This window comes from Shewanella algidipiscicola (genome assembly GCF_900380485.1).
GTDB classification, from domain to species: Bacteria; Pseudomonadota; Gammaproteobacteria; order Enterobacterales; family Shewanellaceae; genus Shewanella; species Shewanella algidipiscicola.
Genome location: NZ_OXJV01000001.1, coordinates 712,393 through 728,332 on the forward strand (window position 1 = coordinate 712,393; position 15,940 = coordinate 728,332).

At 45.2% G+C, this 15,940-nt stretch carries 14 protein-coding genes; 8 read left to right on the forward strand and 6 right to left on the reverse strand.

Features of this window, described 5'->3' with window-relative positions:
* Positions 1–29: 29 nt before the first annotated feature.
* Positions 30–2,399 (reverse strand): phosphoenolpyruvate synthase, encoded by a 2,370-nt coding sequence (gene ppsA / locus DN599_RS03180; protein WP_110456188.1) that lies wholly within the window; start codon positions 2,397–2,399, stop codon positions 30–32.
* A 126-nt stretch (positions 2,400–2,525) separates the two neighbouring features.
* Between ppsA and ppsR the strand changes: the two genes are divergently transcribed.
* The 4 genes from ppsR (at position 2,526) to DN599_RS03200 (ending at position 6,053) form a co-directional block, all read left to right on the forward strand.
* Complete coding sequence (gene ppsR / locus DN599_RS03185) at positions 2,526–3,338, forward strand: posphoenolpyruvate synthetase regulatory kinase/phosphorylase PpsR (protein ID WP_110456189.1); 813 nt, start codon at positions 2,526–2,528, stop codon at positions 3,336–3,338.
* A 177-nt stretch (positions 3,339–3,515) separates the two neighbouring features.
* A complete protein-coding gene (locus DN599_RS03190; RefSeq protein WP_110456190.1) occupies positions 3,516–4,583 on the forward strand; it encodes a 3-deoxy-7-phosphoheptulonate synthase in 1,068 nt (355 codons plus the stop codon).
* Positions 4,584–4,747: 164 nt separating this feature from the next.
* Entirely contained in the window at positions 4,748–5,176 is a 429-nt protein-coding gene (locus DN599_RS03195) for an acyl-CoA thioesterase (protein WP_110456191.1), read from the forward strand.
* Positions 5,177–5,393: 217 nt separating this feature from the next.
* Positions 5,394–6,053, forward strand: a complete 660-nt coding sequence (locus tag DN599_RS03200; protein WP_110456192.1) for a response regulator transcription factor — start codon at positions 5,394–5,396, stop codon at positions 6,051–6,053.
* Positions 6,054–6,393: 340 nt separating this feature from the next.
* Here the strand turns inward: DN599_RS03200 and fghA are convergent, their stop codons facing one another.
* Entirely contained in the window at positions 6,394–7,236 is an 843-nt protein-coding gene (gene fghA / locus DN599_RS03205) for an S-formylglutathione hydrolase (protein ID WP_110456193.1), read from the reverse strand.
* A 114-nt stretch (positions 7,237–7,350) separates the two neighbouring features.
* Complete coding sequence (locus tag DN599_RS03210) at positions 7,351–8,481, reverse strand: S-(hydroxymethyl)glutathione dehydrogenase/class III alcohol dehydrogenase (RefSeq protein ID WP_110456194.1); 1,131 nt, start codon at positions 8,479–8,481, stop codon at positions 7,351–7,353.
* Positions 8,482–8,657: 176 nt separating this feature from the next.
* Between DN599_RS03210 and DN599_RS03215 the strand changes: the two genes are divergently transcribed.
* Positions 8,658–9,527, forward strand: coding sequence for a LysR family transcriptional regulator (locus DN599_RS03215; RefSeq protein ID WP_110456195.1), 870 nt, complete (start codon positions 8,658–8,660; stop codon positions 9,525–9,527).
* Positions 9,528–9,845: 318 nt separating this feature from the next.
* Here the strand turns inward: DN599_RS03215 and DN599_RS03220 are convergent, their stop codons facing one another.
* Positions 9,846–10,379, reverse strand: a complete 534-nt coding sequence (locus DN599_RS03220; RefSeq protein WP_110456196.1) for a protein tyrosine phosphatase family protein — start codon at positions 10,377–10,379, stop codon at positions 9,846–9,848.
* Positions 10,380–10,869: 490 nt separating this feature from the next.
* Here DN599_RS03220 and DN599_RS03225 point away from each other — a divergent pair, with 490 nt between their 5' ends.
* The 3 genes from DN599_RS03225 (at position 10,870) to DN599_RS03230 (ending at position 13,693) form a co-directional block, all read left to right on the forward strand.
* Positions 10,870–12,918, forward strand: a complete 2,049-nt coding sequence (locus DN599_RS03225; RefSeq protein WP_110456197.1) for an Ig-like domain-containing protein — start codon at positions 10,870–10,872, stop codon at positions 12,916–12,918.
* Between the two features lie 239 nt (positions 12,919–13,157).
* A complete protein-coding gene (locus tag DN599_RS18610) occupies positions 13,158–13,316 on the forward strand; it encodes a hypothetical protein (protein ID WP_162599138.1) in 159 nt (52 codons plus the stop codon).
* An 8-nt stretch (positions 13,317–13,324) separates the two neighbouring features.
* The gene (locus DN599_RS03230; RefSeq protein WP_162599139.1) at positions 13,325–13,693 is read left to right on the forward strand and encodes an outer membrane protein; all 369 of its coding nucleotides are present in this window, start codon (positions 13,325–13,327) and stop codon (positions 13,691–13,693) included.
* A 152-nt stretch (positions 13,694–13,845) separates the two neighbouring features.
* Here the strand turns inward: DN599_RS03230 and DN599_RS03235 are convergent, their stop codons facing one another.
* Both DN599_RS03235 and DN599_RS03240 read right to left on the reverse strand, forming a co-directional pair.
* Complete coding sequence (locus DN599_RS03235; RefSeq protein ID WP_110456199.1) at positions 13,846–15,135, reverse strand: NAD(P)/FAD-dependent oxidoreductase; 1,290 nt, start codon at positions 15,133–15,135, stop codon at positions 13,846–13,848.
* A 190-nt stretch (positions 15,136–15,325) separates the two neighbouring features.
* On the reverse strand, positions 15,326–15,937 hold the full coding sequence (locus DN599_RS03240) for a fumarylacetoacetate hydrolase family protein (RefSeq protein WP_110456200.1): 612 nt from the start codon (positions 15,935–15,937) through the stop codon (positions 15,326–15,328).
* Between the last annotated feature and the right edge of the window lie 3 nt (positions 15,938–15,940).

Genomic DNA, 15,940 nt, shown 5'->3' on the forward strand with positions numbered 1-15,940 from the left:
TCAATTAGCTTATTCTATTTTAAGAATAATTAACCGTGAGCTTCACCTAGGTATAACCAAGTGTCGATAACGGTATCTGGGTTTAGTGATACGGTATCTATGCCCTGCTCAACTAACCATGCAGCAAAGTCTGCGTGATCTGATGGTCCTTGACCACAAATCCCCACATAAGCGCCTTTGGCTTTAGCCGACTTAATTGCCATAGCCAGTAAGACTTTAACCGCTGTATTACGCTCATCAAACAGATGACTGATGATGCCAGAATCTCGGTCAAGACCTAGGGTTAGCTGAGTTAAATCGTTTGAGCCAATAGAGAAACCATCGAAGTACTCAAGGAACTGATCGGCCAACAAGGCATTAGAAGGTAACTCACACATCATGATGACACGTAGACCATCTTTACCGCGCTCAAGGCCTTGCTCTTTCAGTAGCTCAATCACTTGTGCCGCTTCTTCAAGGGTACGTACGAATGGGATCATGATCTCAACGTTTGTCAGACCCATCTCACCGCGCACACGCTTAATAGCTTCACATTCTAGGGCGAAACAGTCACGGAACGCTTCAGAAATATAACGGCTTGCACCACGGAAGCCCAACATTGGGTTCTCTTCTTCTGGCTCGTAACGGTCACCGCCGACTAAGTTTGCGTACTCGTTAGACTTAAAGTCTGACATACGTACAATCACTTTCTTCGGATGGAAAGCCGATGCGATAGTCGCAATACCTTCAACCAGACGTGCCACATAATATTCAACAGGTGATTCATAACCTGCGATCATCTCGTGGATCTCTTGTTGCAGTTCAGCAGTTTGGTCGTTGAATTCGAGCAAGGCTTTCGGGTGAATACCGATCATGCGGTTGATGATGAACTCAAGACGCGCAAGGCCCACACCTTCGTTAGGCAGGCGAGCAAAGTCGAATGCTCTATCAGGGTTACCTACGTTCATCATGATCTTCATTGGCAGTTCAGGCATAGAATCGACGCGCGATGACATCACTTCGAAGTCTTGAATTCCTTGATAAATAAAGCCGGTATCACCCTCAGCACAAGATACTGTAACCTCTTGACCATGCTTAATTTTATCTGTGATATCGCCACAACCCACAACCGCAGGAACGCCAAGTTCACGGGCGATAATCGCCGCATGGCAAGTACGGCCACCACGGTTAGTAACGATAGCACTTGCGCGCTTCATGATAGGTTCCCAATCTGGGTCTGTCATGTCGGTAACCAACACGTCGCCTTCTTGGATTTGGTCCATATCTTCAATAGAAGACAGTACCTTAGCAATACCATTACCAATCTTATGGCCAATGGCACGACCTTCACCAATCACATCACCATGGGTTTTAAGGTGGTAGCGCTCAATGAGCTGCACATCTTCGCGTGAACGCACGGTTTCAGGGCGTGCCTGAACGATATAAAGTTTGCCGTCGTTACCATCTTTTGCCCACTCGATATCCATTGGACGACCGTAGTGCTGCTCGATGACCATGGCTTGCTTAGCAAGTTCCATCACTTCTTCGTCATTGATAGAGAATTGACGACGCTTATCAGCAGCCACATCTTCAATCTTAACTTGTTTACCGTGACTTAAGTCATCAGAGTAAACCATCTGAATAAGCTTGCTGCCAATATTACGACGAACAACCGCCTTGTGACCGGCAGTTAAACTTGGCTTGTGTACGTAAAACTCATCTGGGTTCACCGCACCTTGTACGACCATTTCACCTAGGCCAAAAGATGAGGTAATAAATACCACATCATTGTTACCCGACTCGGTATCCATGGTAAACATCACACCTGATGCAGCAGTATCGGAGCGAACCATACGCTGTACACCGGCTGAAAGTGCTACGCCTTTATGATCGTAACCTTGATGTACACGGTATGAGATAGCTCGGTCGTTAAACAGTGAAGCAAAAACGTGCTTAATCGCTACCAGTACTGATTCATATCCCTTAACATTAAGGAAAGTCTCTTGCTGGCCGGCAAATGAAGCATCTGGCATATCTTCGGCTGTCGCTGAAGAGCGAACGGCGAAAGACGCGTCTTTGGTTTCTGAGGAAAGCTTGTCGTACGATTCACGTACAACCTGCTCAAATTCGCTATGGAATGGGGTGTCGATAACCCACTGTCTGATCTGTGCACCGGCTGTAGCGAGTGCATTCACGTCATCTACATCTAGAGAATCTAGAGTGTCGTATATCTTCTGGTTAAGTCCGCTTTGTTCAAGAAATTCATTGAACGCAAAAGAGGTGGTCGCAAAGCCACCAGGCACTTGAACACCTGCATTTGCTAGATTGCTGATCATCTCTCCAAGTGAGGCGTTTTTACCGCCAACCTTGTTGACATCACCCATGCCTAATTCTTGATACCAGAGTACATATTGCTGCACAGTTCTATCTCCGCAAGTTTATTTCAGTGTGGCCCTTTCACACGAGGGCAGCGGCAGTTTACACTCCACAGCAAGCAGCGTAAATGTATAATTTTATTTGTAATTTTATTACTACAAGAGGTCAGGATGTCACGTAAAGTCTTTTATATCTCAGATGGGACGGCGATCACAGCCGAAGTGTTTGGTCATGCGGTTTTGTCGCAATTTCCAATGGAGTTTGAAGCACTTACAATTCCGTTTGTGGAGACGGTTCAAAAAGCACAGGCGGTTAAGAAGCAAATAAATGATTGTTTTATTACAACAGGCGAACGACCATTAGTATTCCATTCTATCGTCAAAGCTGAAATTCGTGACATCATCTACAGTAGCGAATGTATCGATTATGATTTTTTGAATACCTTCGTCGCCCCACTCGAAGAACAGTTAGGCATCAAGGCAAGCCCTGTGCTGCATCGCACTCACGGTAAAGCCAACCACAGTTATGAAGCGCGCATCGACGCCATTAATTTCGCCATGGAAAACGATGACGGCCAAACCCTAAAACATATCGACAAAGCCGACATTGTTTTACTCGGGGTATCGCGCTGCGGTAAAACACCCAGTAGCCTTTATCTGTCGATGCAGTTTGGTATCAAGGCCGCTAACTACCCATTTATTGAAGATGATATGGATAACCTTAAGCTGCCAGATATCCTCAAAAAGAATAAGCACAAACTATTTGGTCTAACCATAGATCCGGTGCGTCTACATGAGATCCGCCAAAGCCGTATGGAAAATAGTCGCTACTCTTCACTCAGGCAATGCCGTATCGAAGTAAAAGAGGTAGAGATGATGTACAAACGTGAGCGCATCCCCTTTGTTAACACCACCAATCATTCGGTTGAAGAGATTGCGACTAAGATCTTAGAGCTCACCGGACTGGAACGACATATGTTTTAAATAAGCACCATCAAGCTGGATTTTATCCAGTAGAAATGGGCGATTTTATCAATTGCACTGCACACTTGCCGACAATTAGCGAATATTTTCATGATTTAGGCACTGTGCAGCCTGCAACTATTAGTTATAATCCGAGACAATAAGGCGAAATGCCAAGACAAACGCTCGGTATATTGAATGACCACTAAAACAGACGAACTACGCACCATATTATTATGTAAAGCCATTTCACCTGCTAAACTCGCATCTGAATATCCGCTGACTCAAGACGCTGCCGACTACCTTGTACAACAACGACGTGAAGTCGAAGCGATTCTCACCGGAGAAGATCAGCGACTGCTAGTGATCATCGGCCCTTGCTCTATTCACGATACTGATGCCGCTATTGACTACGCTAAGCGTCTCGCCGTGATGCATCAAGAATTAAAAGATGATCTCTGCATCCTGATGCGCGTTTATTTTGAAAAGCCGCGCACCACCGTCGGTTGGAAAGGACTGATTTCAGACCCAGATCTCGACGGTAGCTTTAACGCCAATAAAGGCCTACGCCTTGCGCGTCATCTGCTACAACAGATCACCGAACTTAAATTGCCTATCGCCACCGAATTTTTAGACATGGTTAACGGCCAATACATAGCTGACCTTATCACTTGGGGCGCTGTGGGTGCTCGCACCACCGAAAGCCAAATTCACCGTGAGATGGCCTCGGCACTCTCTTGCCCTGTTGGCTTTAAAAACGGTACAGACGGTAACATCAATATCGCGATCGACGCAGTGCGCGCCGCAAAAGAGCCGCATATCTTCTACTCGCCCGATAAAGATGGCGCCATGGCGGTATACCGTACTAGCGGTAATCCATTTGGACACATTATTTTACGCGGCGGTAAGCAACCAAACTACCATGCCGAAGACGTCAATGCCGCAGCCAAACAACTGGCGAGTGTTGGGTTATCACACCGCATGGTGATTGACTTCAGCCACGGCAATAGTCAAAAACAACATTTACAACAATTGGTTGTTGCTAAAGATATTATTTCGCAACTAGAGCAAGGCTCTACCGCCATTGCGGGCATTATGGCTGAAAGCTTTATTGAAGAAGGCAGCCAAAAAGTGATCCCAGATCAACCTCTGTGTTATGGCAAAAGCATTACAGATGCCTGCCTTAACTGGCAAGACTCCGAGCAGTTACTACGTGACTTAGCAAAAGCGGCACGTGCACGGATGAACAAGTTGGCAAGTGCCTAACCCCTCCACGTCTTAACAATAATGCCCCAGTTTTACCCCGATAAAGGCTTCAAGCATGAAGCCTTTTTTACCTTCACTGGATGAACTTAAACACCAACAACCACTCGCCGCGTAACTCGATTACGTGACAGTGGATTTTTCCTGCATAACCTCAAGGTTGCCGTATGCCCCTAACTCACACTCAATCGCCTTATTCTGAGGCGATGTTAGCTCGAATTGAACAATCTGAAGCCCGTGTCATCAAAGCGATTTTTCCGTCAATCACCAACCACCACAACACCCTTTTTGGTGGCGAAGCGTTGGCGTGGATGGATGAAACTGCATTTATCGCGGCGACGCGTTTTTGCCGTAAACCTCTGGTCACGGTCAGCTCTGACAGAATCGACTTTAATAAAGCTATCCCCGCTGGTACCTTAGCCGAAATCATTGCCAAGGTGATCCATGTGGGTAACACCTCATTAAAGGTGGAAGTGAATATTTTTGTCGAAGATATGTATCAAGATTTGCGTGAGCACGCGATTCGTGGCGTATTTACGTTCGTTGCGGTCGATGATGATAGAAAACCTACCCAAGTTTGGCCGCCGCACACTTAAACGATAATAGCCTATAGAGGTGTAAATAATTAGCACCTCTATCATATTTTGCCCCTATTTTGGCATTAATACTGCCACATCATACTAGACAAAAGTCTAACAAATAGAATAATTAAACAAAAAACCAACATCTTCAGCATAAAATCCATAGAATAATACGCAGGTTATCTGTTACATTGAATTCACCTTCAAATGCAACAAAGATAATCAAAAAGCAATGAAGCTAGAAAATTTGAACATTATCATCGCCGATGATCACCCTCTATTTCGTAATGCCTTGCGACAAGCATTGAGTGGCGCCTTTACGCAAACCAATTGGTTTGAAGCCGACAGTGCTGACGCCTTACAACAGCTATTAGAAACGAGTACTAGAGCCTACGACATTGTACTGCTGGACTTACAAATGCCTGGCTCCCATGGCTACTCCACCCTGATCCATCTGCGCACTCACTTCCCAGAGCTGCCCGTCGCGGTGATTTCAGCCCATGAAGATGCCATGACGATTAGCCGCGCAGTGCATTACGGAAGTGCGGGCTTTATCCCTAAATCAGCCTCCATGGAAACCCTCGCTGAAGCCCTCACTACAGTGTTGTATGGTGATATCTGGCTGCCAGACAATATTGAGCTACAGCAAATTAATGAAGATGCAACCGATCAAATGGCTGCCAAACTGGCCGACTTAACACCGCAGCAATATAAGGTATTGCAGATGTTTGCCGAAGGGCTGTTAAATAAGCAAATTGCCTATGATTTAGGGGTATCTGAAGCGACCATTAAAGCGCATGCCACCGCCATTTTTAGAAAACTCGGGGTCAGAAATCGCACCCAAGCGGTGATTTCATTGCAACAGCTGGAGATGGACCGCGTCGAGATATAGTGTAAGAAAACAGCGGTGAAACGAGCGCTGATGTTGACCTGACCCTTGGTTTACCATCCATATCAAGCAGCACTGGCCTAAATCGCTGTTCTCACTCTCTGTCTGAGCTTAATAGCCGCCCTATGAACCTATGAACCTGTGAACCTGTGAAGTAGTGTCGATTCATCGCTCTTGGCTACTAACACTATGGCTAATAACACTATACCAATTCAACAACTAAGCCGAACAGATGTTCGGCTTAGTTGCTTATCGACTCGATAGGCTTGCAAACTGTCTTGTAAAAACCTTAAGCAAATAACTTAGATTTAAGTGCTATGGTGACAGGCTAAAACCACACAGATTAAGCCGTCAAGTGCTTAAAATGAAACTTCAAGTGCGCCTCAATAAAGCTCGCGATAAAGTAATAGCTATGATCATAGCCAGCTTGCATGTGTAAGGTTAACGGATACTGCTTGGCACTGGCCACATCGATTAGCGCCTGCGGTTTTAATTGCTCATCAAGGAAGCTATCGCTAGTCCCTTGATCGACCAGAATCGGTAACTTTGCCGTGGTATTTTTAAGCAGTTCACACGCATCATACTGCAACCACTCATCGCGATTTTTCCCCAAATAGTGCTCAAAAGCCTTTTGTCCCCATGGACAATTAATGGGATTCACTATCGGACTAAATGCTGAAATTGACTGATAGCGCTCTGGGTTACGCAAACCAATCGTTAACGCACCATGCCCGCCCATTGAGTGACCCGCAATCGCGCGTTTGGTATTAACCGGAAAATGCTGCTCGATTAACTCAGGTAATTCATTAACCACATAATCATACATCTGATAATGCGACTTCCACGGCGCTTGCGTGGCATTAAGGTAAAACCCTGCCCCTAGGCCTAAGTCATAACTGCCATCGGGAGCATCGGCAACCCCAACGCCCCGAGGGCTGGTATCTGGCGCGACAATCGCCACCCCAAGCTCAGCAGCCATGCGCATTGCGCCTGCCTTTTGCATGAAGTTTTCATCAGTGCAGGTCAAGCCTGATAGCCAATAAAGTACTGGTACTTTTTGTTCGCTGGCCTGAGGCGGCAAGTAAATCGCAAAACGCATCGCACAATTAAGGCTAGAGGATTGATGTTGATACTGTTTATGCCAACCCTCAAAACTTTTATTACTGCTAATATTTTCTATGGTCATCATTTATCCTCACCCTGTGCGGCGCAGGCAAAAGCGCTCACCTGCGCTACACAGTAGATTGATGCTAGTTGGTTTTTGCTAATAGGTTTTTGCTAATCCGTCTATGCTTTGCCACTATTTATCGAAATGCACCACAGAGCGGATACTCTTACCTTCATGCATCAAATCAAAGGCATTGTTAATCTCTTCAAGTGGCATGGTGTGAGTAATAAAGTCACTTAACTTGAACTCACCACGTAGATATTTTTCAACGATTTCTGGTAGTTCAGAGCGTCCTTTAACACCGCCAAACGCGCTGCCACGCCATACACGGCCGGTCACTAATTGGAACGGACGAGTCGAAATCTCTTGCCCTGCACCAGCAACGCCAATAATGACAGATTCGCCCCAGCCTTTATGGCAACACTCTAACGCTGAGCGCATCACATCGACATTACCGATACACTCAAAGGAGTAATCAACGCCGCCATCGGTTAGCTCAACAATTACCTCTTGGATAGGCTTGTCATATTCCTTAGGATTAATGCAATCTGTCGCGCCCAGTTGACGCGCCAACTCAAACTTACTGTCATTAATATCGATAGCGATAATACGTGAAGCGCCAGCCATGGTTGCGCCGATAATCGCCGACAAACCTATGCCACCAATACCAAAAATCGCCACGCTCGCACCCGGCTCTACTTTGGCAGTGTTAAGCACTGCGCCCATACCGGTTGTCACACCACAGCCGAGTAAACACACCTCTTCGAGCGGCGCTTCAGGGTTCACTTTAGCCAATGAGATCTCTGGTAATACGGTATATTCAGAGAAAGTAGAACACCCCATATAATGGAAAATAGGCTCGCCATCTTTATAAAAACGCGTGGTGCCATCTGGCATTAAGCCTTTACCTTGGGTTTCTCGGATTTTTTGACACAGGTTGGTTTTGCCCGACTTACAAAACTTACACTCACCACACTCTGGGGTATAAAGCGGAATAACATGGTCGCCCACTTTAACGCTGGTGACACCTTCGCCAACCATCTCAACGATGCCGCCACCTTCATGGCCTAAAATCGCCGGAAATACCCCTTCAGGATCATCCCCCGATAGCGTAAATGCATCAGTATGACACACGCCAGTCGCCACAATCTTAACTAAGACTTCACCCGCCTTAGGTAACATCACATCCACCTCTTCAACTGACAAAGGTTGACCCGGTCCCCAAGCGATGGCCGCTTTCGACTTAATAAACTTATCTGACATAGTAATAACTCCCTTGGATGATGTGGATGCGCCACATACAATTTAGTTGCTTTCTTCGCAACGGGTATGACAATCGAACCAGTTTATGACTGGCCTTACAATGGCAACCATTGTATTTATTTCTTGAGCAATGATAATCTAGCAAATCAACAAATGATTTTTACGAGATAGTAATAATGCAACCTTGGGAAGGGGTCAGCGAATTTGTCGCCGTGGCCGAAACTGAAAGCTTTACCGCCGCAGCTAAGCGCCTAGGGATCTCTACCGCCCAAGTCAGCAGGCAGATCAGCGCCATCGAACACAGACTCGACACCAAATTGCTCTACCGCACCACCCGTAAAGTGTCACTCACCGAAGAAGGGATGCTCTACTATCAACATTGCCGACAGGTGCTCGACGCTTTAGATGAAGCCGAACGTGCACTAAGCAGCTTAAAAGGTACGCCTCAAGGTTGCCTTAAACTGACCGCTCCAGTTGCTTACGGTGAAAAATATATTCTGCCTATCGTCAATGACTTTATGCTCAACTACCCCAGTGTCGAGATGGATGTCGAACTGACCAATCGCCAGGTTAACTTAATCGATGCGGGGATAGATTTAGCCATTCGTATCGGCAAGCTAGCCGACTCAAGCTTAATGGCCAAACGTATCAGTCAGCGAAAAAACTTTGTTTGCGCCTCCCCCACTTACCTAAAACGCTATGGCGAACCCCATAGCCTGTCGGAGTTGAGTCAGCACAACTGTTTAATCGGCAACTATGATTACTGGCGCTTTATCGACCAAGGCCGAGAGAGACAGGTAAAGATTAATGGCCGGTTGCGATGCAACACAGGTCACGGCCTGCGTGATGCTGCGCTTAAGGGAATAGGCATAGCACAACTGCCCAACTATTACATTAGCCAAGATCTCGAGGCTGGCACCTTAATACCACTGTTAACCGCCTACCAAGAACCCAACGAAGGTGTGTGGGCGCTCTACCCGCAAAACCGTCATCTTTCGCCTAAGGTGCGGTTAATGGTAGATTTTTTGGCAGAACAACTCCCCTGACAGAGCGCCTTGTTGGGATTTTGGGGGTGGGTGTTTGTTTTATTTTTCACTGTTCTATGAATAGCTCATGCGCTCAAAGCGAAGCAGATGATGTGCTATATCTTGGTTTATGCGTTGTCTACATTAACCCATAAATCGCATGTTTGAGCTTAGTATGAGTGTCTTGATTGTCACACGGATTAAAGATGACACATCACTGATACTAGTATGCCCAATAACCTGAGTGATTGGGCATAGATATTTCTAGTTAAACTGAGAACAGACAATTGGTCCTTAGTCACTGCACTTAAGATAAGTACATAGAAGAAGCAGTAAGAGTTAAAGATTGTACTTAGCTTTCACCTGTTCGATTAGTTCTGCCCATTGAGAATACTTTTGCAAACTTTGCTGCAGATCGCCCCATTCCACCATAGTGTCCTCCATAGAGACCTTATTACCAATACGTAACTGATCCAGATAGGCAAAAGCAGATGCTCGATAATTAGCCATACAGTGGATCATGATCTCTTTATCACGGTGCTTATCCATCACCTCGAAGAAAGCCTCTACCGTCTCAACCTTGGGGTTCATCCAATCGACAGGAATGTAGACATATTCCATACCCGCATCGGTAACCAATTTGGCTTCATTCGCGTGAGCATCCTTTTGTTCATTAGGCATCAAATTAATCACCAACTGAACACCGGCTTTACTCAAAGTATTAAATTGTGTTTCTGTCGGTAAACCAGCGGTTAAGATCTTAGGGTTGAGCTGCTGATAATCTTTGATCTCATTTAACTCTGGTAGCGGGGTAATGTCAGCATGGGTAAATCCCGTAAACATTAATAGAGAGAGTAACGCTGATTTTTTCATTTTTTTAATTCTGGATTTCATTTGCTAAATAAGGCATTCAATTAAGGGTATTAGTTCACTAAGATTTTGAAATAGTTGAGCTAACACACAATAAAAGGATATTTGCATTCAAGATCACCATTAAATCCTTACCGTTAAACTTGTACTACCACTCGCTCGTTAAAAAATATTCCACCAGCAAGTTCATGTGTCCATTGGCGAAAACTCCATCATGCGCTAATAAATCACACCTCTCACCATTAAGGAGACTCTTCATCTCCAAGCCAGAAACTGAAAGCGGCAGGGTTATTCACCTTTTATCAAATTGGTATGTCTTATTATTGCCTAAATGACCTATCGTCACCTATCAAGTAAAAAAACCAGCCATGAAGTGCGTTAGCAATTCCTGAAATAAAAGATATATTTTTCACTCTTCATGAAAAATTGCTGAGTATCACCTATACATAATAGTGGCTCACTTGGATGTACTTACCTTGATATGGAGATTAATATGCCCACACTACACAAAATACTTATTGCACTGGTATGTACCATGCTGCTCATAGCTTGTGGTGGCGGTGATGATAATGCAACCCCAGTTTGCCCTAACAATGTACCGTGTGATTTACTCGCAGGTAACAATGACACAGTAACGGATCCTCAGTCGGAATATGAAGTAACCCTAACTATCGTTGATGCCGCCGGTAAGCCACTATCGTCAATAACCTCTGTTTCTTCAGCAAGATTAATCGCGACAATAAATGGCATTAACGAGCCCGTTATTGTGACATTTAATAGTACCATCGGCGAAATCCCTATTAAAACGGCAGTCACCAATGATATGTATCAAGCCAGCGTTGATATATTTTCAGGAACTGAGCTTGGCGCAGGTACAGTAACGGCATCGCTTGTTAGTGGCGAAGAAGACACGGCGATTATCGTTATCGGCGCCACCAACCTCACCATGGGCAGCGGCGATCCACTACAAGCTGGAATTGCAGCATTAGGCACTAATACCCTTTCGGCAGGAGGGACTACCAATGTATCAGTCATGGTGCTCAATGAAGATGGACAACCTTTTAACGAACCCGCTGAAGTATTATTCACATCAAATTGTAGCAACGCATCGACACCATTAGCACAGTTAGACTCCCCAGTGACACTGGTTAATGGACAGGCTAGCAGTACCTATACCGCAAATGGCTGCTCAGGCCAAGATAAGATCAATGTGGTAGTTAATACAGGCAGTCAAGTTCTGACGGCCTCGGCAACGGTCATGATTCAACCCGCAGCAGCAGGAAGTATCCGCTTTATTGATGCACAACCCGAATTAATCGCCATTAAAACCACTGGTGGGCAAGAAACATCAACTGTGACTTTTCAGGTATTCGATATAACAGGTAAACCTGTCGCTAACAAGTCGGTGCGTTTCAGGTTAAATACCGAAATGGGTAATCTTTTTTTAAGTAATGACGAAGCCGTTAGTGATGCAAAGGGATTCGTCAAAACTGTCGTTAACTCAGGCTCAGTCGCCACATCGGTAAGGGTGCTTGCACAGGCGGATAGCGAAATAGATAATAGTGAACTTATCACACAATCTAGCAAACTTGTGATTTCTACAGGGATACCGGATCAAAATAGTTTTACCCTACGGCCTAATACCTTTAACCCAGGCACCTGTGAAAGTGTCGAAATCACAGCAGCATTGGCCGATGCTTTCAATAATTTTCCCGCCGATGGTACGGCAGTGATATTCACCACGGAAGGAGGGGCTATCGACGGTACTTGCTTTACGGTTGATGGACAATGCAGCGTCGAGTGGAGGCACTTAAATCCTATCCCCAGTGACGGCCGCTCAACCATTACCGCTACAGCCATAGGTGAAGAGTCTTTCGCCGATACCAATGGTAATGGCCGCTTTGATCTTGCTGAATTTAATGCCTATTGGACAACTGGGATTGATAATCGCATCTTCGACATGGATGAGGCTTTCACCGACTATAACGAAAATGGTAAATATGATCCCGATGCGTTAGAGGAGTTATTTGACTTAAACAATGATGGCGAACATACCAAACGCGATGGCGTTTATAACGGTGTATTATGCGCGCTTCCACCCCATATAGGCTGCGCAGATGGCGTAAACACATCAAAATCTATCAACATCAGAGATGAAGTCGTCATCATTATGTCTACAGATGTAGCCCAATATAATAACCTTACCATTACCGACAGCGATGGCAACGATGATGGCAATCAAACACTGGATATAGTCGATGATAAGTCTGGGCAGATCACACTAAATATTACGAACAGTTTAGGTAATCAAATGCCTGCTGGCACCATAGTCAAGTTCACTAGCACCATTGGTGAATTCGTTAGCCAAAATAGCTTTATTTGGCCTAATACATCGGCTTTAGGTGGCCAAACATACGGCGTAATCATCCAGGGGGAAAAAATGGATGCCACAGGATACCTCACAGTGACATTATCCAACGCTTGTGGTTTCGATGCTACATTACTCAATATCCCTATCATCACAACCACCAGCAGCAATTGATGATATAAGCGAATCAAGCCATCACGATTGAGATGGCTTGATGTAATGGCTACAAGTTGATTGGTATTTAATGATTTATGACAGATCAACACAATGAACTCATACAAGTCGAATCTATAGGAGCCGAATTTCCCACGCCAACCATGTGACATATTTCACATTAAACGAATATCAATTGGAGCTTCATCATAATTGAACAAAGCTAGTATTTGAGTTTAAACATTTTCTAGGATGGAAAAATGAATATACATAATGGATATAAAACACTACTGCTTTCTCTCATCTGCTTAACAGCTCACGCTAACGACGATTACATTCAACGTGGTTATATTGGTTTAGGGTATGCCTATGTCGATACCAATGTTGATGTAGTCGGTGTCGCGACAATGGATTACTAGGCGGGATCGTGGGCTATCAATTTCATCGTAATTTTGGCGTTGAATTTAGAGGCTACGCCAATATTGATGACTATGAATTTATGGGCGTTAGCGTTGAAGTCGAAAACAGTTTAAGCCTATTAGCAAAAGGAATGTTACCGGTACATGAGCACTTTAATATATATGGACTCGTGGGCTATGGCAGTGTCAAAGGCGCCATTGCTGATGCCTCACAAACAGAAAGTGTCTTACAGTTTGGTGTAGGTATGGGCATTAATAATGGCTCGCCATTAGAGCTCCAAATTGAGTGGTTAAGATTATTCGATGACAGTTTTACTTTTGACGGTGTTAATTTTGAAGGTGATAGTATTAATATTAATCTTATTTATCACATGTAATCGTTTTTAACACGACACCTTATGCAAGAACCTTTACAAGCGTCATGGGGTAAGCATATTATGATTTATTAGGTTAATGTACACCTAAACCATAATATGCTTTACTCACAGAGCGATGAAGCAACATTCTAAAGAGTGAAATTCGCACTGAGTTAGCGGAAATTCTCCATCATGCGATAGTACAGCATGCCGATTGCCATACCTTGATTACCCAACCACTCGCCGACGGGTAAACGGATCTGTTTCATATTGGCAAATAGATCAAACTCTTTGTGTTGACCAATCACAGCAGCGGCCATGATCTCGCCCATGATGTGAGAGGTCGCCACGCCATGACCAGAATAACCTTGGCAGTAAAATACATTGTTAGACACTTTACCCAGCTGGGGAATGCGGTTGACCACAATACCCGCCATACCGGTCCAATCAAACTCAATTTCAACCCCCTTAAGCTGCGGGAAGGTGCGCTCAAGCGCCGGGCGAAGCTCTGCCGCCACATCTTTTGAATCGCGACCAGAATAATTGGTACCACCACCAAACATTAAGCGGTTATCGGCGGTCATGCGGTAGTAATCGAGTACAAAACGGCTGTCATACACGGCTAAGTCGTGAGGGTTTAGTTGCTTAGCAAGTGCGGGATCAAGCTTAATCGTAGCGCAGTTACCCAGAGAGGCAGGAAACAGCAAACCACTTAATTTTCTACGCGCCAATTTATGGTAAGCATTACCAGCGAGTACCACGCTATTGGCTGTAATTTGCCCTTGTGCCGTTTTCACCACGGGCCGATCGCCGTCAATAATATCCAACACAGCTGAGTGCTCAAAGATCAGTGCACCATTAGCCTCGGCCGCTCTCGCCTCACCAATACACAGATTGACCGAATGCAGATGCATATTGCGCTTATTAAGTAACCCCCCATGATACAGCGGCGTGTCGAGGTACTCGGGAATATCGGATTTTGATAACAGTTTAAGCTCATCGCCCATGCCGCGGCACACACCTTCATCAAAGGTCGCCTGCATCTCGCTCATGTGGGCGGGCTTATAGGCGGTATGCAGATGACCAAACTTCAAATCACAATCGATACCATATTTAGCTACCCGGTTTTTAATGATCTCGTGACCACGCCAGCGCAGGTTCCACACAAAATCCTCCGCTTCACTGCCAATTTGATTGCGCAGCTGCTTCGTCATCGCCGCGTCGCCAGATAAGCTGCCAGTGACCTGGCCACCATTACGCCCGGTTGCGCCCCAACCGATTTTATTTGCCTCAACAATGGCGACTTTGTAGCCTTGCTCCGACAACTCAACTGCGGTGGCAACGCCAGTAAAACCGCCACCAATAATGACGACATCAACATCGAGTTCGTCTTGTAATGGTTGATAATCGGTTTCTTGGTTTATGGTGGCGTTATAGTAGGAATTACAGCGCGCTAATGACATGAAGGCTCCCTAAGTTGCTCGGTTAAAGCTTTGTTTTATATTTTTTACAAAGGTGTGTGTTATTTGAGTATATAGAAGTTCAAACACGGGTCAACAACAAAGAAATGAATCAAACGCATCGTTAAAATGAGATGCGTTATTTAAGATAAGAGTTATAAAATCATCAAGCTAAGACAGAATCAAAAAAAGGTTATTGAGCCTGCCAACGACACTCAATACGGGTACAGCCTTCAGATTGCAGCTGTAGCGTGAACACCTCTTCAGCGTTAATCACCCCAACCCCTTTTGGCGTACCTGTCATCACAATATCGCCATCATTGAGCGTCATAAACTCGCTTATTTCACGATAGATGGTATCGGGTTTATGGATCATCAAACCAATATCACCTTGTTGACGCAGTGTCCCATCCACATGCAGGGTAAAGGCAAGTTGTTGGCTATTGGGGGCAATACTCACGAACGCGCTAAACAGCGCCGAGCCATCGAATCCCTTGGCACGCTCCCAAGGTAAGCCTTTTGCTTTTAACTCACTTTGCAATTGCCTTTTAGTGAGATCAAGCCCCAGCCCCACGGCAGAAAAACCGCCACCTGCCACCATAAAGCAGAGTTCAGCTTCATAGTGTAGCGGTTCTTGATGATAACTCCTCAGCACCGAAGATATCGCCGAATTGGGTTTAACAAACAGCACCATCTGCTCGGGAACCTCATTATTAAGTTCGGCAATATGCTCGGCATAATTACGACCCACACAAACAATCTTACTAGGGATGATGGACTTGCCATCACATATTACGTGATTCAAACG